Annotated in this window: 28 protein-coding genes and 3 tRNA genes; 29 read left to right on the top strand and 2 right to left on the bottom strand. The window is 43.2% G+C overall.

Annotation, left to right across the window (positions count from 1 at the left end):
• Nucleotides 1-2: 2 nt before the first annotated feature.
• The 17 genes from BP861_RS10990 to BP861_RS10910 all read left to right on the top strand — a co-directional run bounded on the left by BP861_RS10990 (nt 3) and on the right by BP861_RS10910 (nt 9,194).
• A complete protein-coding gene (locus tag BP861_RS10990; RefSeq protein ID WP_292375427.1) occupies nt 3-332 on the top strand; it encodes a 30S ribosomal protein S17 in 330 nt (109 codons plus the stop codon).
• Entirely contained in the window at nt 329-727 is a 399-nt protein-coding gene (rpl14p, locus tag BP861_RS10985; protein WP_292375424.1) for a 50S ribosomal protein L14, read from the top strand. Before BP861_RS10990 ends, rpl14p begins: the two co-directional genes overlap by 4 nt.
• Before the next feature lie 10 nt (nt 728-737).
• Entirely contained in the window at nt 738-1,088 is a 351-nt protein-coding gene (gene rplX / locus BP861_RS10980; protein ID WP_292375421.1) for a 50S ribosomal protein L24, read from the top strand.
• Nucleotides 1,089-1,101: 13 nt separating this feature from the next.
• Nucleotides 1,102-1,809, top strand: a complete 708-nt coding sequence (locus BP861_RS10975) for a 30S ribosomal protein S4e (RefSeq protein WP_292375419.1) — start codon at nt 1,102-1,104, stop codon at nt 1,807-1,809.
• 4 nt (nt 1,810-1,813) lie between these two features.
• On the top strand, nt 1,814-2,311 hold the full coding sequence (locus tag BP861_RS10970) for a 50S ribosomal protein L5 (RefSeq protein WP_292375494.1): 498 nt from the start codon (nt 1,814-1,816) through the stop codon (nt 2,309-2,311).
• Nucleotides 2,312-2,464, top strand: a complete 153-nt coding sequence (locus BP861_RS10965) for a 30S ribosomal protein S14 (RefSeq protein WP_292375416.1) — start codon at nt 2,312-2,314, stop codon at nt 2,462-2,464. It abuts the gene before it with no gap.
• A gap of 10 nt (nt 2,465-2,474) precedes the next feature.
• Nucleotides 2,475-2,867: a 30S ribosomal protein S8 gene (locus tag BP861_RS10960; RefSeq protein WP_292375413.1), complete on the top strand. Its 393-nt coding sequence runs from the start codon at nt 2,475-2,477 to the stop codon at nt 2,865-2,867.
• Nucleotides 2,868-2,884: 17 nt separating this feature from the next.
• Nucleotides 2,885-3,415 carry a 50S ribosomal protein L6 gene (gene rpl6p, locus BP861_RS10955; RefSeq protein WP_292375411.1) on the top strand — a complete coding sequence of 177 codons (531 nt, stop codon included), beginning with the start codon at nt 2,885-2,887 and terminating at the stop codon, nt 3,413-3,415.
• A 10-nt stretch (nt 3,416-3,425) separates the two neighbouring features.
• Nucleotides 3,426-3,863, top strand: a complete 438-nt coding sequence (locus BP861_RS10950) for a 50S ribosomal protein L32e (protein ID WP_292375492.1) — start codon at nt 3,426-3,428, stop codon at nt 3,861-3,863.
• A 2-nt stretch (nt 3,864-3,865) separates the two neighbouring features.
• On the top strand, nt 3,866-4,318 hold the full coding sequence (locus BP861_RS10945; RefSeq protein WP_292375409.1) for a 50S ribosomal protein L19e: 453 nt from the start codon (nt 3,866-3,868) through the stop codon (nt 4,316-4,318).
• Nucleotides 4,319-4,334: 16 nt separating this feature from the next.
• Nucleotides 4,335-4,859, top strand: coding sequence for a 50S ribosomal protein L18 (locus BP861_RS10940; RefSeq protein WP_292375406.1), 525 nt, complete (start codon nt 4,335-4,337; stop codon nt 4,857-4,859).
• 9 nt (nt 4,860-4,868) lie between these two features.
• Complete coding sequence (locus BP861_RS10935) at nt 4,869-5,495, top strand: 30S ribosomal protein S5 (protein ID WP_292375403.1); 627 nt, start codon at nt 4,869-4,871, stop codon at nt 5,493-5,495.
• A gap of 1 nt (nt 5,496) precedes the next feature.
• Complete coding sequence (locus tag BP861_RS10930) at nt 5,497-5,958, top strand: 50S ribosomal protein L30 (protein ID WP_292375400.1); 462 nt, start codon at nt 5,497-5,499, stop codon at nt 5,956-5,958.
• Nucleotides 5,959-5,968: 10 nt separating this feature from the next.
• Entirely contained in the window at nt 5,969-6,391 is a 423-nt protein-coding gene (locus tag BP861_RS10925) for an uL15m family ribosomal protein (protein ID WP_292375397.1), read from the top strand.
• Between the two features lie 142 nt (nt 6,392-6,533).
• Entirely contained in the window at nt 6,534-8,012 is a 1,479-nt protein-coding gene (gene secY / locus BP861_RS10920) for a preprotein translocase subunit SecY (protein ID WP_292375394.1), read from the top strand.
• Nucleotides 8,013-8,083: 71 nt separating this feature from the next.
• Nucleotides 8,084-8,731 (top strand): adenylate kinase, encoded by a 648-nt coding sequence (locus BP861_RS10915; protein ID WP_292375391.1) that lies wholly within the window; start codon nt 8,084-8,086, stop codon nt 8,729-8,731.
• Nucleotides 8,732-8,915: 184 nt separating this feature from the next.
• Nucleotides 8,916-9,194 carry a winged helix-turn-helix transcriptional regulator gene (locus BP861_RS10910; RefSeq protein WP_292375387.1) on the top strand — a complete coding sequence of 93 codons (279 nt, stop codon included), beginning with the start codon at nt 8,916-8,918 and terminating at the stop codon, nt 9,192-9,194.
• A 79-nt stretch (nt 9,195-9,273) separates the two neighbouring features.
• Here BP861_RS10910 and BP861_RS10905 read toward each other — a convergent pair whose 3' ends face one another.
• Nucleotides 9,274-9,846 (bottom strand): DapH/DapD/GlmU-related protein, encoded by a 573-nt coding sequence (locus BP861_RS10905; protein ID WP_292375490.1) that lies wholly within the window; start codon nt 9,844-9,846, stop codon nt 9,274-9,276.
• Nucleotides 9,847-10,540: 694 nt separating this feature from the next.
• On the opposite strand from BP861_RS10905, the gene BP861_RS10900 reads away from it, so the two are divergent.
• From BP861_RS10900 to BP861_RS10850, 11 genes are all read left to right on the top strand, one after another.
• Nucleotides 10,541-11,161 (top strand): DUF106 domain-containing protein, encoded by a 621-nt coding sequence (locus tag BP861_RS10900; RefSeq protein ID WP_292375385.1) that lies wholly within the window; start codon nt 10,541-10,543, stop codon nt 11,159-11,161.
• Complete coding sequence (cmk, locus tag BP861_RS10895; RefSeq protein WP_292375382.1) at nt 11,161-11,703, top strand: (d)CMP kinase; 543 nt, start codon at nt 11,161-11,163, stop codon at nt 11,701-11,703. Before BP861_RS10900 ends, cmk begins: the two co-directional genes overlap by 1 nt.
• Nucleotides 11,704-12,023: 320 nt before the next feature.
• On the top strand, nt 12,024-13,040 hold the full coding sequence (locus tag BP861_RS10890; RefSeq protein ID WP_292375379.1) for an RNA-guided pseudouridylation complex pseudouridine synthase subunit Cbf5: 1,017 nt from the start codon (nt 12,024-12,026) through the stop codon (nt 13,038-13,040).
• Nucleotides 13,041-13,229: 189 nt separating this feature from the next.
• Nucleotides 13,230-13,312: transfer RNA gene (locus tag BP861_RS10885), tRNA-Ser, on the top strand.
• A gap of 261 nt (nt 13,313-13,573) precedes the next feature.
• On the top strand, nt 13,574-14,062 hold the full coding sequence (locus BP861_RS10880; RefSeq protein ID WP_292375376.1) for a 30S ribosomal protein S13: 489 nt from the start codon (nt 13,574-13,576) through the stop codon (nt 14,060-14,062).
• 21 nt (nt 14,063-14,083) lie between these two features.
• Nucleotides 14,084-14,737: a 30S ribosomal protein S4 gene (locus BP861_RS10875; RefSeq protein WP_292375374.1), complete on the top strand. Its 654-nt coding sequence runs from the start codon at nt 14,084-14,086 to the stop codon at nt 14,735-14,737.
• Nucleotides 14,738-14,739: 2 nt separating this feature from the next.
• Nucleotides 14,740-15,120, top strand: coding sequence for a 30S ribosomal protein S11 (locus BP861_RS10870; RefSeq protein WP_011305118.1), 381 nt, complete (start codon nt 14,740-14,742; stop codon nt 15,118-15,120).
• A gap of 85 nt (nt 15,121-15,205) precedes the next feature.
• On the top strand, nt 15,206-16,006 hold the full coding sequence (locus tag BP861_RS10865; RefSeq protein WP_292375367.1) for a DNA-directed RNA polymerase subunit D: 801 nt from the start codon (nt 15,206-15,208) through the stop codon (nt 16,004-16,006).
• A 295-nt stretch (nt 16,007-16,301) separates the two neighbouring features.
• Nucleotides 16,302-16,386 (top strand) — tRNA-Leu (locus BP861_RS10860).
• A 119-nt stretch (nt 16,387-16,505) separates the two neighbouring features.
• Nucleotides 16,506-16,590, top strand: a tRNA-Leu gene (locus tag BP861_RS10855).
• A 271-nt stretch (nt 16,591-16,861) separates the two neighbouring features.
• Nucleotides 16,862-17,905, top strand: a complete 1,044-nt coding sequence (locus BP861_RS10850) for a tetratricopeptide repeat protein (RefSeq protein WP_292375364.1) — start codon at nt 16,862-16,864, stop codon at nt 17,903-17,905.
• A 437-nt stretch (nt 17,906-18,342) separates the two neighbouring features.
• Here BP861_RS10850 and BP861_RS10845 read toward each other — a convergent pair whose 3' ends face one another.
• The gene (locus BP861_RS10845) at nt 18,343-18,717 is read right to left on the bottom strand and encodes a DUF2795 domain-containing protein (RefSeq protein ID WP_292375361.1); all 375 of its coding nucleotides are present in this window, start codon (nt 18,715-18,717) and stop codon (nt 18,343-18,345) included.
• Between the two features lie 610 nt (nt 18,718-19,327).
• Between BP861_RS10845 and BP861_RS10840 the strand changes: the two genes are divergently transcribed.
• A complete protein-coding gene (locus BP861_RS10840) occupies nt 19,328-19,621 on the top strand; it encodes a hypothetical protein (RefSeq protein WP_292375358.1) in 294 nt (97 codons plus the stop codon).
• The last annotated feature ends 459 nt before the right edge of the window (nt 19,622-20,080 follow it).

The raw sequence follows: 20,080 nt of genomic DNA, 5'->3' as shown, positions 1-20,080 counted from the left end.
TCATGGCAAGAGATATTGGATTGAACATACCGGCGCCATCAGAAGAATGTGATGATTCAGACTGTCCCTTCCACGGAACACTTCCTGTAAGAGGTCAAATCCTTGTGGGCACCGTGGTCAGCAGCAAGATGGACAATACGGTAGTTATTGAAAGGCAATACATGAAATTGGTGCCAAAATACCAGAGATACGAGAAGAGACGCTCGAAACTTCACGCACACAACCCACCTTGCATTTCAGCAAAAGTCGGGGATATCGTTACGATCGCGGAATGCAGGCGTATAAGCAAAACGAAGTCCTATGTGGTAGTTAAAGCGGAGGTGCCTAAATGAAAGGCATACGCTCCAACATCCCAAGGGCTCTCAATGCAGGCGCCAAGGTTTCCTGTGTGGACAACACCGGAGCCAAGGTCGTTGAGATTATTTCTGTCAAGAAGTACAGAGGGGTTAAGAACAGAATGCCCTGCGCAGGAATTGGGGACATGTGCGTCGTTTCAGTAAAAAAAGGCACACCCGAAATGAGGAAGCAGGTTCTTCTTGCAGTAGTGGTTCGCCAGAAACAGGAGTTCCGCCGTCCGGATGGGCTGCGTGTATCCTTTGAGGATAATGCTATGGTAATCACGGACGAAGATGGGATTCCCAAAGGGACGGACATAAAAGGTCCTGTAGCAAGAGAAGTAGCTGAAAGGTATCCCAAGATTGGAACCACAGCATCTATTATTGTCTGAGGTGGCAAAAATGGTATCCAAACAGCCGAGAAAGCAGAGAAAGGCAAGATACAATGCGCCTCTGCATATCAGACAGAAATTCATGGGCGCAAGGCTCAGTGAAGCCCTCTCCAAGGAGTACGGCACAAGAAGCGCCGCAGTTATCGCGGGAGACACCGTGAAGGTCATGCGCGGAGACTATAAGGGTACTGAAGGAAAGGTCCAGACCGTTTCTCTTCAGGACGGCACTATTGCTATTGACGGAGTCATTTCCACCAAGGTGGATGGCACCGAAGTCCCAAGGCCTATATACCCCTCCAATGTTATGATCACAAAACTGGAACTGAAGGACGGGCGCAGAGCATCAAGCATTAAGAAGTGAGGCAGGTGATTTTGTGACACACCAGAAAAGATTATCAATCCCAAGAAGCTGGAAGGCCGGAAAAAAAGGTTATAAGTGGGTCTCCACCACCCGCCCGGGGCCTCACAGTCAGGCACGCAGTCTTCCGCTAGGAATCATAATTCGCGATATTCTCAAGCTTGTAGATAACAGCAGGGAAGGTAAGAAGATTCTTTCGGAAGGCAAAGTTCTTGTAGATGGAATCCCAAGGAAAGACCTCAGGTTCCCGGTTGGGCTTTTTGACGTAATTACACTCCCACTCATAAATGAAACATACAGAATGTTCCAGGATGAAAAGGGACGTCTGGTCCTTCACAAGCTGAACGGGACAAACATCCACAAATTGTGCAGGATCAACAACAAGATGACTCTCAAAGGAGGCAAGGTGCAGCTTAACCTGAATGACGGAACCAACATTCTGGGTACTAACGAGTACGGCACAAAGGATTCTCTGATTCTCTCAGTGCCTGACAAGCAGATAGTAAAGCACCTGCAGTTCAAGGTTGGCAACCTGGCAATGGTAGTAGGTGGCCAGCACTCTGGAGAAATCGGAAAGATCACGGAAATCAGGGAAGTTAAGAGTTCCAGACATAATACAGTCTCAATTTCCGGTGAAACTGATTTTGAAACGATTGAAGATTACGTGATTGTCATTGGCGAGGACAAGCCTGAGATTCTGCTCGGTGGTGAGGTAATTGAGTAATGTTATGCGCACTCCCGTTGTTGAGAAGGTAATTGTCCACATGGGTGTTGGAGAAAGTGGCCAGCATCTAGTAAACGCCGAAGAAATCCTCAGGACTATTACAGGGCAGGAAATTGTCAGGTGCTTTGCCAAAAGGACTCTTCCGACTTTTTCGATCAAGAAGAACGAACCTATAGGCTGCAAAGTGACCCTTAGAGGCCAGAGAGCCAAGGAGTTCCTCGAGACTGCTCTAAATATCATCGATAAAACTTTGGTTAGATCCCAGTTTGACTCCCTTGGAAACGTCTCTTTCGGAATTGAAGAACACACTGATTTTCCGGGCATGAAATATGACCCGAACATCGGAGTTTTCGGAATGGACGTAACAGTCGTTATCAAGCGCCCCGGAGAAAGAATCTGCAAGAGAAGGATAGCAGCAAGGAAGATCCCGGTTAACCACAAGGTTACAGTCGAGGATGCAGTTGCTTTCCTTAACGAAAGCTATGGCGTGGAGGTCATGTAAATGGCAGAGACTATAAACAAGTCCGGAAAAGGGGTAAACGTATGTAAACGGTGCGGGAGAAAGCAGGGTCTTGTCCGCAAATATGACATTTACCTCTGCAGGCACTGTTTCAGGGAGATTGCCCACGAGATGGGTTTTGAGAAGTATTCGTAAGGTGATTAAAATGGTATTACTTGATCCTCTTGCAAATGCCCTTTCCACAATTAAGAATGCCGAAGTTATTGGGAAAAGTTCCTGTATTATCAGGCCTGCCTCAAAAAACATTGGCAACGTGCTGAAGGTTATGCAAGATCTCGGCTACATTGGAGAATTCGAGCTTATCGATGACGGAAAAGCTGGAGTCTACAGTGTTACCCTTGTGGGAAGAATCAATAAGTGCGGCGCAATCAAGCCGCGGTATTCCGTAGGAACTGACAGCTTTGAACGCTGGGAAAAGCAGTTCCTGCCGGCAAAGAACTTCGGCGCCCTTATAATAACTACTTCAAGCGGGGTTATGTCCCAGTACGAAGCCCGTGAGAAGAAGGTCGGTGGACAGCTTCTTGCTTATGTGTACTGAGCTGGAGGGAACAGGAAATGGTTAAGGAAATTGCAAGAACAATAGAAATTCCTGAAGGAATTTCCGTCTCTTTCTCTCAGGATGTATTTACAGCCAAGGGTCCCCTGGGGACTGTAGAAAGAAAGTTGTGGTACCCTGGAATCAAGATCGATGTCAGGGAAGGCGAAGTAGTGGTAGATTCACACTCTTCCAGGAAAGAACAGAAAGCCATGGTAGGCACTTTTACTTCCCACATCAAAAACCTGATGAAAGGCGTAAATGAAGGCTTTGAGTGCAAGATGACTATCCTGTACTCTCACTTCCCTATGCAGGTAAAAGTTGATGGTAAGACCCTCATAATCGGAAACTTCCTTGGAGAAAAGAAGCCAAGAATTGCAAAAATCCTTGGTGAGACAAAGGTTAAAGTTACTGGAAATGATGTGACGATTACCGGAATCAACAAGGAAGACGTCGGGCAGACTGCCGCAAACATTGAACAAAAGACCAAGATCAAGAGATTCGATCCGAGGATTTTCCAGGACGGAATCTATATCGTGCAGAAGGCCTGAGGTGGTTATGATGGCAGAAGAATTCAAATCAGAAAGTACTTCAGTTTCCCCCCTTGATATGGACTCTGAATCCAGGCGATTATTCAATGTGAGAAAAGTCCAGAAGGGAAAGAAGCCCCAGTTCAAGAGAGCGGCCTGTCATAAGTTCAAGAGGCTTGACAGCAACTGGAGGCGCCCGAGAGGTACTCAGGGTAAACAGCGCAGGAAGTATGTCTCAAAAGGTGCTCATGCCCAGATAGGATACGGAAGTCCTGCTGCAGTAAAAGGCCTGCACCCATCCGGTTACTCTGATGTACTTGTCTCCAGTGTTGCTGAGCTTGAGCTTGTTGATTCATCTTTTGAGGCAATCAGAATAGCCTCTACAGTAGGCGCAAGAAAGAAAGCTGTTATTATCGCAAAAGCTGGAGAACTCGGTATTAAAGTGCTGAACCCTGGAAGGAGTGAATAAAAATGTCAGATCTGGCCAATCAAAGAAGGTTAGCCTCCAAAATTCTCGAATGCGGACTTGACAGGGTATGGCTTAATCCGGAAGCCTCTGAAGAGATCGCATCGGCAATTACCAGGGAAGATGTTCGCGGACTCATTGAGAAAGGCACTATTAAAGCCAAGCCGGTAAAAGGAGTCAGCAGAGGAAGAGCCAGAGCTCTTGCTGCCAAGCGCAAATATGGGCACTGCAAAGGGCATGGTTCAAGAAAAGGTAAGAAAGGAGCCCGTACTCCAAAGAAGGAGCAGTGGATCAAAAAGATCCGGGCGCTTAGAAGAAGGCTCAAGGAACTGCGTGCAGATGGAACACTTGATAAGTCCACGTACTGCAGACTTTACAGAAAAGCAAAAGGCGGCGAATACAGAAGCGTTTCCCACCTGAATACCCACCTTGGGTCTGAAAAACTGTTAAAGAAATAACCTGGAGGAGCTAAATATGGCAACAGGACCAAGATATAAGGTTCCTTTTAGAAGACGAAGAGAAGGACGCACTAATTACCACCTGCGGCTCAAGTTACTGCTCTCAAGGCAGGACCGTGTGGTTGTCAGGAAGAGTGCAAGAAATGTTCAGATCCAGTTAATAGCTCCCACCCCAGAAGGGGATATTACTTATTCCTCAGCCGTTTCGAGTGAGCTTGCTAAGTACGGTTACACAGGATCTACCGGAAACACAACGGCTGCATACCTTACAGGGCTCTTGTTCGGGCTGAAAAGCTTGAAGAAGGGATATGAAGGAGGAATTCTGGATCTCGGACTTCAGGCTTCCTCTGCAGGCTCCAGGGTCTATGCTGCGCTTAAAGGCATGGTAGACTCGGGTTTCGAAGTTCCCTGCAGCCCTGAAGTTTTCCCTTCGGACGAGAGAATCCGGGGAGAGCACATTGCTGAATACAGAGAAGAGAGCTCAGACCTGCCAGAGCAGTTTGAAGCAACCAAAGAGAAAATCTTTGCTGAATTTAGTTAAGGTGATTAAATGGCATTCGATGAAGATTGGGTTCCGAAAACTAGGCTTGGAAAATTAGTCATGGAAGGACAGGTTGCTTCCATGGAAGAAGCAATCAAATCAGGCCTGCCTATCAGGGAGCCCCAGATAATTGATATGCTGCTTCCTGACCTGGAAGACGAGGTACTCGATATTAACATGGTTCAGAGGATGACTGACTCTGGACGTCGTGTGAAATTCAGAGCAACCGTAATCGTAGGGAACAGGAATGGCTATGTAGGGCTCGGACAGGCAAAGGACGTGCAGGTAGGGCCTGCTATCCGTAAGGCAATTGATGCTGCAAAGCTCGATATCACTTATATCCGCAGAGGTTGTGGATCCTGGGAATGTGCTTGCGGACTGCCTCACACCGTTCCTTATGAAGTTACAGGAAAGGCAGGCAGTGTAAGCGTAACTCTTATTCCGGCACCAAGAGGCCTTGGAATTGCTGCAGGAAATACTGCAACCAAAGTGTTGGAAAAAGCCGGAATTAAAGATGTATGGACCAAGACTTTCGGAACTACCCGGTCTACCCTCAACTTCGCAAAGGCAACCTTCGATGCTCTTAACCAGGTCAACGTTATGAGGCTGCCAGTGTACTGTAAGGAGGAAGCCTGATATGTATGTCATTGTAAGATTGAGAGGTCAGGTTAATGTCCGGTACACGATTGAAGATACCATGAAGATGCTTCGCCTGCACAAGGTCAACCACTGTGTAATTGTGCCCGAGAATCCTCATTTCAAAGGTATGGTTCAGAAGGTTAAGGACTACGTTGCCTTTGGGAAAATTGACGCTAAAACCCTTGGAGAGATCCTCGAAAACCGTGGAAGACTTGAAGGGGACACCCGTCTGACCGAGGAATATATCCGGGAAAACACAGCCTATGATTCAATACAGGCTTTTGCTGAAGCTGTTGTTAACGGAGAAACTACCCTTAAGGAAGTTCCTAAATTGAAGCCGGTTTTCAGGCTTCACCCCCCAAGAAAAGGGCATGCAGGGATTAAAAGGACCGTACAGCAGGGTGGCGAGCTCGGAGACCACGGCGCAGGTATCAATGTACTCCTGCACAAAATGAGATAAGGTGGTTGGAATGGATACAAAGAAATTCAGAGGATCCAGAACCTGCGGAGGCGGGACTCATAAAAACAGGCGTGGAGCCGGAAACCGCGGAGGTCGTGGAAAAGCCGGAGGCTGTAAACACCACTTTGTAAGGGCTATGTTCAGGGGATACAGCTACGGAAAGCATGGCTTCAAGCGCCCTGCTGAGATTTCCAAAGATATTTCCATAGTAAATGTGGGAGAACTTGACGAGCTTGCTCCTTATCTTGTTGAAGAAGGGCTTGCCGAAATCAAGGACGAAGCATACCACATTAACCTTGAGAATCTAGGAATCGAAAAAGTACTAGGAAGCGGACGTGTTACGAAGAACCTTGTGGTTACTTCGGAAGAATTTTCGGCATCTGCCCGTGAAAAAATTGAGGCCGCTGGCGGAAGTTGCATCGATGCCGAATAAGTAATGCCACCTGGCATTACTTATTTTAATTCTTTTGGTAACTTTTTCATATTAGATGTACTATATTTACCAATGTCTTATGGTAAAATGTGATCTAGCATCTTAAATATTGTAATAAACTATATTTTGAATGGTGTAATCGATGACTCTCAGGGATACGTTAGAATCGTTTTTTAACAAGTTACCTGCAGTAGCAAGTCCGGAAAAACACGTCCATTTTAAGGATAAGCTCTGGTGGACTCTGGGAGTCCTTTTGCTGTACTTTGCTCTGGCAAATGTACCGCTTTTTGGGATGTCCCAGGATTCGGTTGACCTTTTTGGATCTTACCGTGCCTTCTTTGCAGGCGCTTCTGGATCTCTAATTCTCCTAGGTATCGGGCCTATTGTTACAGCTTCGATTGTCCTACAGCTTCTTGTCGGAGCAGAAATTATAAAATTGGACCTTTCGGATCCCAAAGATCAGGCATTCTTTCAGGGAGCCCAGAAATTCCTTGTGTTTATTATGATCATACTGGAGGCTCTACCGCAGCTACTTGGTGGATATATCCAGCCGGATCCAGGGCTTGCTTCTGCTCTTGGTGTAGGCCTGGGAGTAATTACCTTCCTGCTCCTTATCCAGATCTTTATTGGAGGCGCACTGATTCTTTTCATGGATGAAGTAGTTTCCAAGTGGGGTATCGGATCAGGAGTCGGGCTTTTCATTGTTGCGGGAATTTCCCAGCAGATTGTTACAGGGATCTTTAACTGGCAGCCTGACACGACAGGAATTCCTATCGGGCTGATTCCGAAATGGATTTATATTGCGCAGAATGTCGGGGCAGATTACCTCTTTTCAGGAGAAGGCGTGATGTTCATGCTGGTCAGAGGAGGGATTCTGGCATTGCTGAGTACTGTCATTATCTTCCTGCTTGTGGTATATGTGGAAAGTACGAGGATTGAAATCCCTCTAGCTCACAGTGCAGTAAGAGGAGCCAGGGGCCGCTTCCCTGTCAAGCTCATATATTCCTCAGTGTTGCCAATGATTCTTGTCAGGGCTCTGCAGGCTAACATCCAGATGGTTGGGATTATTCTCTCCGGCCGGGGAATCACATTCCTTGGAGAGTTCCAGGGATCCACGCCGTTAAACGGAATCATGTACTATCTGTCTGCCATAAACAGTCCATATGACTGGGTTCCATCTCTCGTGCGGGAATCTTTTGCAAGCTACGGAGCGACTGCTCCTGCTACCTGGCAGATTGCGCTTCACGTCTTCACAGATGCGACCATGCTTATTGTAGGTGGAATAATCTTTTCCCTCTTCTGGATAGAAACCACAGGTATGGGAGCAAAACCCACAGCCCAGAAGATTTTCAACTCCGGCATGCAGATTCCAGGTTTCAGGCGGAATATTAGCAGTATTGAGAAAGTTACGCAGCGGTATATCCCAAAAGTTACCGTAATTGGTGGGGCTTTCATAGGAGCACTTACTTTGGTTGCGAGCCTGCTTGGTACCCTTGGAAGTGCTGGAGGTACAGGGCTGCTGCTTACTGTGAGTATTGTGTACCGGCTGTACGAGGATATTGCATCTGAACAGATGATGGAGATGCACCCGATGATACGTTCCTTCTTCGGGGAGCAGTAATGATCCGTTTCGGACTGCGAAAGGAATAGAACTTAGAGTAATGTAAACAAATAAAACACAGGGATCTTCGAATGAATATAATACTCTTCGGGCCCCCGGGTGCCGGAAAAGGTACCCAGGCCAAAAAAATGGTTGACTACTATGGAATACCGCAGATATCTACAGGAGATATCCTGCGGGCAAATGTCAGGGAAGGAACCGAACTAGGGCTTGCAGCCAAGGAATATATGGACAAAGGAGAGCTTGTTCCTGATGAGGTGCTTATAGGGATTATTAAGAACCGTCTGAATGAGCAGGACTGTGAAAAGGGTTTCATCCTTGATGGGTATCCAAGGACAGTACCTCAAGCTGATGCTCTTGCGGTCATCCTTGATGAGATCAATAAACCCATAGATGTTGTTCTCAACCTCGAAGTGCCTGATGAAGAACTGGTCGAAAGAATAAGCGGCCGTCTTATGTGCAACTGCGGCGCAAGCTACCATAGGACTTTTAACCCACCAAAAAAGGATGGGATCTGTGACATTTGTGGTGGCGAGGTTTTCCAGCGTGCAGATGACAAAGAAGAGGCAGTCCAGAATCGCCTCAATGTCTATAAAAAACAGACAGAACCCCTTATTGACTATTACTCAAAGCAGGGTATTCTGGTAACTCTTGACGGCACAAAAGATATAAATGAGGTTTTTGAAGATATAAAGGCAATTCTTGTGAAATTTGCCTAAATTCTTCATTTCCTTTTCTCTTTGTTCTACTTAATCCTTTACTTCTCTATTTTTTTCCTTAGCTATGAAATTAAATAAAGAGTCTCTGCTTCTTTAGCCTTTCTTTGATTCAAACAATTAATACTTAAATAATATGTAGCTATTTATGTCAACAAGAACTACACGACGGAGAAGCTGAAAGGATATGACTGAAAACTCAATCGACGAACTGGTTAACTGGGTTATCAGCGTTGACCGCCGTTTGATTCTTATGGGTTCCATGAAAAAGCACACCTCTGTCCGGGCCTCGGATATTGCCCATGAAGCAAGTCGATCTACACAAAACATCAGCCACGCTTTAAAGGAGCTTGAGAACAAAGGCTTAATCCAATGCCTGACTCCTGAGAAAGCCACATGGAAAAAATACGTCCTGACAGATTCAGGAAAAAAAGTTCTGGAAAAGCTGGATGGAATTTATTTTTAATTTGCTTAAATCAAACAATTACTTAAATCAAACAATTACTTAAATCAAACAATTACTTAAATCAGACAATTTGTTATTCTTAATTTCCAAAGCCTTGAGTTTCTTTGGTCCCGCTTTCCTGTAATATACTCAAATGTTCAGTTTCGTCCTCAAGATTCAGAGCTTTATACCCGTTTACTAGCTCGAGATTTCCTCTGACAACCGATTTTTTAAACTCTGCAAAGTCTGTCGTGATATCTTCAAGCAGGCTTGCGTTTTTCTGGTCTGTGATAACCGTTCCGTCAGGTACTACTTTATGTGGAAGTATTTCGACTCCACGAACGACGGCCCTATGGAGAACCAGAGTGTCTTCTCCGAGGTCGCAGTCAAATACTACAGCTCCGAATCCAACAAAGCAATTTTCTCCTATTTTACAGGGTCCATGCACTATGCACCCGTGAGCAAGAGAAGTGTTGTTGCCTATCTTTACTTCTGAATTGGAAAGGGAATGAATTACAACGTTGTCCTGGACGTTGCAATTTCTCTGAATTATTACTGAAGAGCCGGGTTCATCTGCCCTGATCACGGCATTTGGTCCGACAAATACATTTTCTTCAATAATTACATTTCCTATGATGAGCGCAGTATCGAATATCCAGGCTTTATTGCTTATTTTTGGGAGTTGCCCATTGGGGTTTGGAAGCTACATTTTTTAATTCCTCCTTGAGCTTGCAGTATAAGTTCGTTTTTTGGTTTTCCAAGCGGCTATGAATATTTATGATAACTTATGAGAACTTATTTAAAGATACTTCTTTCCACTAGGATCAACAGGGATGCAAATCTACAGTGTACTGTCCGTTTTGATAATTTTATTCGCTGAAGTGGATTAGTTATGGAAGAAATTGAACTGCGCTCAAGAGAGCTAACCTATAAAGTTATAAATGCTCCCTGACTGCGGGGTTTTACAAGATTTTAAACTTAGGATGATGTTAGAAAATTTTGTTTCCAGATATAGCATCTTTATAAAAATGTGACCACATGATGCGAGTAGAAAATTAACACTTTTACAATAAAGGCTTAAACTAAAGGTTCTACTGGAACGTGTACGACAGGTACTTACTTTTCCTGTATATGATTTTAGTGTTGTTTTTGGGAGGACTTAAGCTGAATTTCATAGAATAGTATAACTTATATATACATCGACACTTATTAACCAGAACAACCTGCGTAGCATTTAATTCAGCTCAGTAATCGAGCTGACTTATCAAGACATTACAATGCTTTAAGTTTGTCAAGCTTCTATCATCGGAAATCTTCTGCGTTTGAAGATTTCAGAATAATTATTGAATCTGAATGGTGAGGACAACTTGGTTTCAGAGACATTAAAACAGCAAATAGACCGGTTCCTGCTGGCTCTCGGTTTTTCCCTTATGATAGGGATAATGGTTCTTGGGCAGGGTTTCAGGGATGCTGTCGGGAAAGCCGTCGGGATTTTAATGAATCCCATACTTGCTCTGGTCGGGCAGGAGAATTTCCATCTAATCCTTTTGGTAATGGCAATTATTACTGCTATTTATGCATCCGTTATCCAGAAATACACAATTGACTGGGACCTTATGAAGAATACCCAGGAACGCATGAAGGTTTTCCAGAAGGAGTTTCGGGAGGCGCAACTTTCCCAGAATACTTATATGCTGAAAAAACTTGAAGAGCAGCGCCAAGAGATGATGGAAGACCAGATGAAGATGTCCAAGCAGCAGTTCAAGCCCATGGCTTACATCAGTATTATTTCCATCCCTCTCTTCATGTGGGCTTATTATTACATTAGTGGGCACGGGAATGCTACTATGGTCTTTCCTTTCTGGGGTGAACAGTTGCTTACTTCTAAGGCTATTTGGTTCTTCCAGCACTGGTTATACTGGTACTTCATCTCTTCTCTCGGAATTAGCCAGCTTATCAGAAAGGCATTGAATATCGGTGGGGTCTGATGAGGATAACAGTAAGCGGGCTTCCCGGGAGTGGAACGACAACAGTCTCAAAACTTCTTGCGGAATACTATGAACTTGAACTGACCTCATCGGGTGAAATCTTCAGGAGGATAGCCAAGGAGAAGGGAATGAGCCTGGCAGAATTCGGGGCTATGGCTGAAAAAGACCCTTCAATTGATCTGGCTATCGATAAAAATCAGAGGGCGGTTATTAACAGTCATGAAAAGTTGATCCTCGAAAGCAGGCTTGCAGGGCATATGGCTAAAGATGTCCCGAATGTGCTTAAAATCTGGATAAAGGCTCCGTTACCTGTCCGGGTAAAACGAATCCTGAGACGGGAAAAATCCATATCTTTTGAAGAAGAGCTTGAAAGAACAATCCAGAGGGAAAAATCTGAAGCTCTCCGCTACATGAATTATTACAATATCGATATTTCTGACCTCTCGATTTACGATATAGTTATTGATTCTGATAGATGGAACCAGTACCAGATTCTTGACATTCTGAGGGTTGCTATCGATTCTCTTGTAGGGCCGGAGTAATTTTGCATTTCTGCTAAAGGCTGGTTTTTTATACAAAGCGCAGAGTTTTATTTGACGGAACATGATATTACTGATACACTAAAGCAATCATGAGTCTTCGGCATACAATCTCTCTTAAATAATAATGCGGAGTTTCCTTCTTATATACATTAAGGAAATTTCCTTAACTCCACATATAAATCCAAGATTTATAATTCTCAAGTTTGTAAATCTCAGGTTTATTTTCACTCAGGTTTATCTCTATTATACATGTGTTATTAATTACTGCATATCTATCGGATTTACGTTTATAAATTCAATTCAGGAGTTTTTGAAAAACTATGTTACCTGCTGGCAAATTGCCATCCGAAGCTGAAAGAACTCTGGTCCGGAAATCCAGTGCTTGGACGAATCCTTCTTATGGTTCTTATCCAGAAAAGCGCCTTATCCTTGAGTATATTGAGAAAGGAGTTGTAAACATTGACAAACCTAAGGGACCGACAAGCCACGAGGTTGCAGCCTGGGTAAAGGCCATTCTTGATGTAAATACTGCAGGGCATGCAGGTTCGCTTGACCCCAAGGTTACAGGTCTTTTGCCCACTTTACTTGGAAAGGCTACAAAGGCTGTCCCTGCTCTCCGCCTCTCTGGAAAGGAATATGTCTGCCTATTAAAGCTTCATAAGGAAATGCCTCAAAAACTGGTAAGGAAGATCTGTGAGGAATTTACAGGCCCTATCTACCAGATGCCTCCTATCAAATCGGCTGTCAAACGCGTTATCAGGATAAGGACGATCTATTACCTTGAAGTGCTTGAAATTGAAGGCAGTTTTGTGCTCTTTCGCGTAGGATGCGAAGCCGGAACTTATATCAGGAAACTCTGCCACGATATCGGGCTTGCCCTTGGTTGCGGTGGACATATGCAGGAACTCCGGAGGACAAAAGCAGGCCCGTTTACCGAGGAGACGCTTGTCACCCTTCAGGATCTGAAAGATGCATATGTACTCTGGAAGGAAGAAGGGGATGAGTCCGAAATTCGGCGTGTAGTCATGCCAATGGAAACGGCCGTATCCCACCTTCCCAGAATTATCCTGCGGGACAGTGCAGTAGATGCGGTCTGTTCAGGGGCTACTCTGGCAGTTCCGGGTATTACAAGTTTGGATGCAAACCTTAAGAAAGGAGAGCTTACAGCGCTGTTTACCCTTAAAGGTGAACTTATTGCCCTTGCAAAGGCTGAAATGGGTGCAGAAGAGCTCCTTAAAGCCTCAACAGGGCTTGCAGCGACTCCGGTTCGGATTATGATGGAGGCAGGAACCTATCCAAGAGGTTGGACTAAAAAAGAGTATAGTGTTAAACCATAACCTACAAAACTCTTTTAGAAACATCCTCTTTTAGAATAAAGTTTATATATCACTATTCCGTTATGGTATAAGTCGTGACACAAGCCTTTTCAAAAAAGGCTTGAGCGAAAAATTCCTAGCAGTGGCATGGCCACAGCCTTTCTGAAAGAAAGCTTGACCAAAGTCCAGATCTAATCTATGCCATAATGTGCCGAGGTAGTCTAGTGGTAGGGCGCAAGCCTGGAAAGCTTGTGGGGCCTAGCCCCTCGGGAGTTCGAATCTCCCCCTCGGCGTAAACTTTTCCTAATAAGATAACCAGCAGTTATCAGTAATTTTTTGTATACGTTTACGTTTTTTATGAATATTGTCTGTAAATTATTTCCTTTTACTTGGCAGGAGACTCATATTCATTAATGGATTAGATGCAGATATCCTTATATACTGGTAATTGCATGTAAATGAATTCATCAGTATGTGCTGTAAAGAAGCTCCATTTGAGAGCTGCTCCTGACTTTTCGTGTATTCTTTAAGGGTATTCGATCAGGGGCTACAGGATGCTGTATGCATTCCCCTGGAGGGAGTATATGGTAGAAGAACAGAATAATGAAGAATTAAGGCATCTTGTTCGGATTATGAATACCGACCTGCAGGGGGCAAAACCCGTACAGTACGCCCTTACAGGTCTCCCGGGAATAGGGAGGCGCACTGCTATCCTTATTGCAAAGGACGCAGGGGTAGACCCTACTGCTACACTTGGATACCTGCCAGATGAAGAAGTGGCAAAACTCGACAGCGCAATCGGGAAATTTGAGGAAATTGTCCCATCTTGGATGCTGAACAGGCAGAAAGATCTGGCAACAGGACAGGACAAGCACCTTCTGGGAACGGATATTGTACTGACTTTCAGGGAAGATATTAACAACCTGAAGAAGGTCCGCGCCTACAGAGGACTCAGGCACGAAAGAGGCCTTAAGGTCAGAGGACAGAGGACGAAATCTACAGGCCGCCGCGGATCAACTGTCGGTGTCAGCAGGAAGAAGTGATTTTCCGGTAGGTGATTTTAAATGGCATATCCAGGTAAAAAAAATAAAAGTTTCGAGACTCCAAGGCATCCTTGGCAGGAAGCTAGGATGGCGTCCGAAGTCCAGTTAGTAAAGGCATACGGTCTCAGAAATAAGAGCGAGGTTTGGAAGGCAGCCAGTATGCTCAGGATGTACAGGTCCGAGGCCCGGAGATTACTTGCAAGCGCTGCAAACTCTCAGGAAAGAGGACTTGAAGGACATCAGAAGACGCAATCTGAAGAAATTCTTTCAAAGCTCATCCGCTATGGTATGATCAAGTCGGACGCTGATATTGACGACATTCTCTCTTTAAAAACTGAAAATATTCTCGAAAGGAGACTCCAGACTCAGGTTCTCCGTCTCGGGCTTGCCAGGACAGTCATCCAGGCTCGCCAGTTTATCACTCACGGGCATATCGCAATAAACGGTAGAAAAGCTACAATTCCGGGAATGCTCGTCTCCAAGGAAGATGAAATGCATATCGGGTACTATGCAACCTCTCCGCTTGTTAACGAATCTCACCCCGAAAGACCTGTCCAGGTGGCATCTGTGCTTGCAGACAGCACAACTACTTTAAGGGCTGTTGCAGAAGCAAAACAGGCTAAAGAGAAAGCTCCTGAAAGAGGCGGCGGAAGGAAGAAGAGAGGGAGGAGATAATCATGGCAGACATGAAATGGGCCGTAGCTCACATCAAATCTTCGTTTAACAACACAATTATCACTGTAACCGATATCACAGGGGCTGAAACCATTGCAAAGTCTTCCGGTGGTATGGTTGTAAAAGCTGCAAGAGACGAGAGTTCTCCTTATACTGCCATGCAGATGGCAGGCCAGCTTGCTGACCAGCTTAGGGATAAGGGCATCCACGGCATCCATATCAGGGTAAGAGCACCTGGCGGAAACAAGCAGAGAAGCCCGGGCCCTGGCGCTCAGGCTGCAATCAGGGCTTTTGCAAGAGCAGGAATCCGGATTGGCAGGATTGAAGATGTTACTCCGGTCCCGCACGATGGTACTCGTCCTAAAGGCGGAAGGCGTGTATAAGAGAATTCTTCAGAGAATTTCTTTCAAGGAATTCTTCTAAATTCTCTTTTTGAATATATTAAAAATATAAGGGAAATTAAGGAATATGACGATGGAAGTAGACATTCTGGAGTTATCGGATAGATCTGCAAAATTCGTGCTTTCCAAAGTTAGCACATCTTTTGCCAACGGCATTCGGCGCGCCATGATCGCAGATGTACCTACGCTTGCGATCGAGTATGTGAACCTTTATGACAACACCTCGGTACTCTATGATGAGCAGTTGGCTCTACGTCTGTCCTTAATCCCGCTTGTTACGGATGCAGAGACGTATGTGCCACAGGCAGAATGTGATGTCTGCAGAGGAGAGGGCTGTCCTGCCTGCGAGGTTTCTTTAACTCTCAGTGCAGAAGGTCCGGGCACAGTTTATTCACGGGATCTTATCTCCTCTGATCCGAAAATACAGCCGGCTGACCTGAATATACCGATTGTTGAGCTGAAAAAAGGGCAGAAACTTGTTCTTGAGGCTATCGCTCATATGGGCTACGGCAGGGACAGTGTTAAATGGCAGGCAGGAATCGCTTGCGGCTACAAAAATGTGCCTATTATAACCATTGAAAACTGCGATGCATGTGGGCACTGTGCAGCTGAATGTCCTAAAAGCATTATAAAGTTTGAAGAGTCTGGAGCTAAAGTTTCTGAGGAAGATATTCTAAAATGCTCGCTCTGCAGGCTCTGCGAACAGGTTTGTGATATCCACGCGATAAACATTAGCTTCGATGAGAATGCTTTTGTGTTCACAATGGAATCCGATGGTTCTTATACAGCCAAAGACCTTGCCCTTAATGCTTCAAACGTGATCAAAGGCAAAGCTGAAGAAATCTTGAGCATTCTGGACCAGTTCTGAGTCGTAGCTCGGATACAGGCCCAAACCCAATTTTTTGAGATTAAGAGCTGTAGAGTCCTGAATATTTCAATGAGTGGATATTTCTCTGGACTTATCAAGCCTGATCCATATTATTTCTGCTTGAATACTGTGGGATACGTTCTGTCGAATTGGTGCTCTTCCAAAACTTATTCCCGGTGACCCTCACGACTCGAAATGTTTATATATTATCCATGATATTGTGAGGGAGTGCAAGGTGTAAAGCGCGCCAGATAATTAAAATGAATTAGTAATAAATACAGGATTAAATCGAAATGCGAGGGTTGCCCAGCCAGGTCAAAGGCGCTAGGTTGAGGGCCTAGTTTCGTAGGAATTCGTGGGTTCGAATCCCATCCCTCGCACTAAATTTCTTAGCCTGTCAAATTCAAATACTTAACTTTAACAACTTTAAATTCTCATACATTTCTAAAAGTTATTTTTGTAAAGAATTTTAAATTCTTTATTTATAAGATATCGCTATGCGAGGGTTGCCCAGCCAGGTCAAAGGCGCTAGGTTGAGGGCCTAGTTTCGTAGGAATTCGTGGGTTCGAATCCCATCCCTCGCATTTTTTTAAAATTCTTTTCCCTATAATTTGGTAAATTTCGACCTCTTTTATCAGAATATACCTCTTTTATCAGGATATTTTGCTCAGAATAACTACTTCTTCCAATATCTTTTTTCAAAAAGTATCTTTTAGTATTGCATTGTAAATATATATTGTTGGGAAATACTCATTGGGTTAAAGGAAGTTAATGCAGGTTTAAGACAACCATTTTTGCTCGATATGTGACTTAAGTAAATGATTTCTGATATGTAAATTGTCAGGTCTTGGTATTATGGCTGAAACAAACAAAGATCATGAACTTGAGCATTCAGAGATAAACCTATTGTATGAAGGGGAATTTACCGGTTCAGGAACAAATGAAGAAAGAAGAAACGAGCTGGAAATTATTGACATCATTGGATCTTTAATGCAGGACGAGGAATTCTCATTAGAAAATGAAGGCATCTTTACGATTAACAAAGTACTGTCTTTTCTCAGCAAAGAGATAGATGAGAATCGGAATTTCACTGAAGCGTGGCTGATTAAAGGTACAATCTTTTATAAAATCGGCAAATATAATGAGGCAATAAAAGCTTTTAATGGCGCTCTGGAATCTATACCAAAAGAGGCTTTTAAAGGAAACCCACATTTATGGAAAAAAAGGCATGGTACAAACTATAAATATGCATTAAAATTCAAGGCTCTTTCTCTGTTCAAACTTGGAAGATACCAAGAGGCTCTGGATGAATTTAAAAGGATTCTGGCAATCTATCCAGAAGACGTCGAGATTCAGGGATATAAAAATATGTTACATACTCTTGAAGATGAAAGTTTGATTACGGAGTTGAATAAGCTTCCATATAACTGCCCAGAAATATCTGATAAGGAGCATAGGCACAGACAGGCTTATGAACCGAATAAGTACGCCAGAGCACTGGAAGAACTTGATAAAGGTCTTGAGATTAACCCGCAAGATGCGGAGATCTGGAGATACAGGGGCTCTGCGCTTTATATTCTTGGTAGGTATGAGGAAGCATTAGAGGCATTTGATAAGTCTCTGGAAGTCAATCCTAAAAATGAAAATGTTTGGAGCTTCAAAGGTTCTACTCTCTATATGCTTGATAGGCCTGAAAAAGCTTTAAAGGCATTTGATAAAGTGCTGCAAAAGAATCCAAACAAACTTGAAGCCTGGTTCAATAAAGGGGCTACTCTTTTTAAACTTGGAAGATATAGGCAATCATTATCTGCAGTAGATAATGCGTTAAGAATTAATGATAAAGACATAAATGCTTTAAGTCTCAAAGACTCTATCTTTCATAAGCTTGAATTAGCTTGACCACGGTGAAGAACAAATAATTTCTAAATATGATTCAAAAAATGTACCTTAAATATTTATTTTCTTTACCTTTTTTATTTTCTTTATTTTTGCTTTATATGTCTAGATATTCAATTCTATTTTCTAATGCTAAAATACTCATAAGAGCTACTTTATTTTCAAATGCTGAAACTCGTAAAATTGGGCCGCTGGTCTATTGGAAATAAAGGCCTTGTTCAGGTCCTGATTCTTTTCTCGAATTATATACAAACAAGCGGCCATTAATTTTTTTGAGGAAATATTGATTCCACAAAACTTCAGCATTTGAGCTGATCTAAGCCGGACTACAGATCTGGAACCGTAAATTTCCTGTTATTTTTTGTTGGTTATATTTTGATCTTTTTACTTTTAACGGCTGATTTACTCTACTTTTGATGGCTGATTTACTCTAAATAGGGTTATCTGTTATGGATTCTGGTTCTGCATTCTTTGATAACATCAGCAGGACTGGTATATTCCTTATCCGGACAGGCCTCAAGAGCCCTTATTATTACGTCGCGGACATGAAGATCTCTAGCCTCGTTGACAAGCTCCTGCTTTGTTACAGGATATTTTCTGTTATGGAAAATCTCTACAGCCTTTTGAAAACTTTCAAATTCATTGACGATCTCATCAGCGCTGTTGTATTCTCTATCTGGAATATTCTCAAGAGCCTTCATTGTGTCGCCACTAATATTCTGCTTTCTGGCTTCATCGATGATTCGATTCTTTGTTGCAGGATATTTCACGTTTCCTAAAATACTCTGAATTTCAGTAGTACTTGCTTGTATCACTTTTCTCCCCCATATTGTGATCTTATTTGCCAAAAAGTCCTTGCTGGCATCAGATGCTATTTTAGTTTTTGATTTATAAGTTCATTTTCTGGATTTGAGTCTAATTACTTTCCATGTTTAATTTCTACCCTCCGTTTATTCCCTCTTTATTACTACTCTAATATAATATAAAAAGAATTCAAATCAAATGTTTATTAAAAGAGGACGATTCAGATTATCAACTCGGACTATTCACCGTTTTGCATGGGTTTAAAACAATTAATTAATTAGAAAGTATTTATTTAAAAAGGCAAAGTTATAAATTAATCAATAACCTCTTTTATATAAAAACATACTATGTGACTTTATAATCTTCCTGCTGGCATACAAATGTTCATCATCTCTCTCAAATACGATTATTTAGAAAACTTTAAGCTTCGAAAATACATATTTTTAATTGCTGTTTGAGGGCCTGTCCCTGGAAAATCATGATTGAAGTATTATCCTGGACCGAATTCGGGAAGATATATCTGCATTTTTAATGAATATCAAAAATTGTTGTGATCATCAAATCTAAAGCCCAGTGTGACGAGGTGAATTGCCCCACTTATCGTACAAAGGAGTTAGAATCATGCGTGACACGAAACTGATCAGAGTACTTGCAGAATATCTCGCAAAATGCACAGAAATCCATGCAAGGAACGAATCAATACCACCAGAGACCCTGGAAAAATTTATGATTGATGTCGTAGGATGTCTAGAAGTCGGTGGCATTGGTGATGTCGGAAAAGAGCTAGTTCCACTCAAAAATGCACGGGCGACTATCAGGCTTGCAAGGCGTGAATTTGAGTGGCAGTGCGACAATATAGACAATCCCGATGACTGGGAAACCTGTCTGCGGAATGCGGTCTCCGGAAACGTATAATTTTTTAAGCTTCCAAACCCATGGGACTGCTAGTACTTCAGGCTTTACTTTTTTAAACCGAGGATTGAAAGATCCTTTTCATCTGTCAGGAAATTTTCACAAGTTAAACTTTTCACAGGCATATCTTGCAGGCACTCATGTGTTCAAAATCTTACTCTGGCATTAAAAACAGGAATAATAGGGATCAAGAACAACAATTGAGATTAGCCAAATTAGTTAATTATGATAAGTAAAATAAGCTAATAAAGAAAGCTTAAATTAGCTTATTATAAGTCGTGGAATTAGGTCGTGGGAGTCATTTCCTGTGAAATCATATGCAAGAGGACGGCTCTCAAATCCGGTCAAACAGAGTAAATGTGCGCATTTTTCAGATTTGGCCAAAGACCCCCACTAGTTTTTAGCCTTGACCCCTTCTTACTGGTTTTTCAATTTAAGTGTTATCTGTTTCTGGAAACTATT

The sequence above is a fragment of the Methanosarcina sp. UBA411 genome (assembly GCF_002495725.1).
In the GTDB taxonomy this organism is placed as follows: Archaea; Halobacteriota; Methanosarcinia; order Methanosarcinales; family Methanosarcinaceae; genus Methanosarcina.
The sequence above is the reverse complement of the archived record's forward strand: the minus strand, read 5'-3'. Positions and strand labels throughout refer to the sequence as shown.

What these genes read in the sequence shown, in the direction of transcription:
- BP861_RS10990 (WP_292375427.1), top strand. Translation starts at nt 3, where the DNA reads ATGGCAAGAGATATTGGATTGAACATACCGGCGCCATCAGAAGAATGT.
- rpl14p (WP_292375424.1), top strand. Translation starts at nt 329, where the DNA reads ATGAAAGGCATACGCTCCAACATCCCAAGGGCTCTCAATGCAGGCGCC.
- rplX (WP_292375421.1), top strand. Translation starts at nt 738, where the DNA reads ATGGTATCCAAACAGCCGAGAAAGCAGAGAAAGGCAAGATACAATGCG.
- BP861_RS10970 (WP_292375494.1), top strand. Translation starts at nt 1,814, where the DNA reads ATGCGCACTCCCGTTGTTGAGAAGGTAATTGTCCACATGGGTGTTGGA.
- BP861_RS10965 (WP_292375416.1), top strand. Translation starts at nt 2,312, where the DNA reads ATGGCAGAGACTATAAACAAGTCCGGAAAAGGGGTAAACGTATGTAAA.
- BP861_RS10960 (WP_292375413.1), top strand. Translation starts at nt 2,475, where the DNA reads ATGGTATTACTTGATCCTCTTGCAAATGCCCTTTCCACAATTAAGAAT.
- rpl6p (WP_292375411.1), top strand. Translation starts at nt 2,885, where the DNA reads ATGGTTAAGGAAATTGCAAGAACAATAGAAATTCCTGAAGGAATTTCC.
- BP861_RS10950 (WP_292375492.1), top strand. Translation starts at nt 3,426, where the DNA reads ATGGCAGAAGAATTCAAATCAGAAAGTACTTCAGTTTCCCCCCTTGAT.
- BP861_RS10945 (WP_292375409.1), top strand. Translation starts at nt 3,866, where the DNA reads ATGTCAGATCTGGCCAATCAAAGAAGGTTAGCCTCCAAAATTCTCGAA.
- BP861_RS10940 (WP_292375406.1), top strand. Translation starts at nt 4,335, where the DNA reads ATGGCAACAGGACCAAGATATAAGGTTCCTTTTAGAAGACGAAGAGAA.
- BP861_RS10935 (WP_292375403.1), top strand. Translation starts at nt 4,869, where the DNA reads ATGGCATTCGATGAAGATTGGGTTCCGAAAACTAGGCTTGGAAAATTA.
- BP861_RS10930 (WP_292375400.1), top strand. Translation starts at nt 5,497, where the DNA reads ATGTATGTCATTGTAAGATTGAGAGGTCAGGTTAATGTCCGGTACACG.
- BP861_RS10925 (WP_292375397.1), top strand. Translation starts at nt 5,969, where the DNA reads ATGGATACAAAGAAATTCAGAGGATCCAGAACCTGCGGAGGCGGGACT.
- secY (WP_292375394.1), top strand. Translation starts at nt 6,534, where the DNA reads ATGACTCTCAGGGATACGTTAGAATCGTTTTTTAACAAGTTACCTGCA.
- BP861_RS10915 (WP_292375391.1), top strand. Translation starts at nt 8,084, where the DNA reads ATGAATATAATACTCTTCGGGCCCCCGGGTGCCGGAAAAGGTACCCAG.
- BP861_RS10910 (WP_292375387.1), top strand. Translation starts at nt 8,916, where the DNA reads ATGACTGAAAACTCAATCGACGAACTGGTTAACTGGGTTATCAGCGTT.
- cmk (WP_292375382.1), top strand. Translation starts at nt 11,161, where the DNA reads ATGAGGATAACAGTAAGCGGGCTTCCCGGGAGTGGAACGACAACAGTC.
- BP861_RS10890 (WP_292375379.1), top strand. Translation starts at nt 12,024, where the DNA reads ATGTTACCTGCTGGCAAATTGCCATCCGAAGCTGAAAGAACTCTGGTC.
- BP861_RS10880 (WP_292375376.1), top strand. Translation starts at nt 13,574, where the DNA reads ATGCTGTATGCATTCCCCTGGAGGGAGTATATGGTAGAAGAACAGAAT.
- BP861_RS10875 (WP_292375374.1), top strand. Translation starts at nt 14,084, where the DNA reads ATGGCATATCCAGGTAAAAAAAATAAAAGTTTCGAGACTCCAAGGCAT.
- BP861_RS10870 (WP_011305118.1), top strand. Translation starts at nt 14,740, where the DNA reads ATGGCAGACATGAAATGGGCCGTAGCTCACATCAAATCTTCGTTTAAC.
- BP861_RS10865 (WP_292375367.1), top strand. Translation starts at nt 15,206, where the DNA reads ATGACGATGGAAGTAGACATTCTGGAGTTATCGGATAGATCTGCAAAA.
- BP861_RS10850 (WP_292375364.1), top strand. Translation starts at nt 16,862, where the DNA reads ATGGCTGAAACAAACAAAGATCATGAACTTGAGCATTCAGAGATAAAC.
- BP861_RS10840 (WP_292375358.1), top strand. Translation starts at nt 19,328, where the DNA reads ATGCGTGACACGAAACTGATCAGAGTACTTGCAGAATATCTCGCAAAA.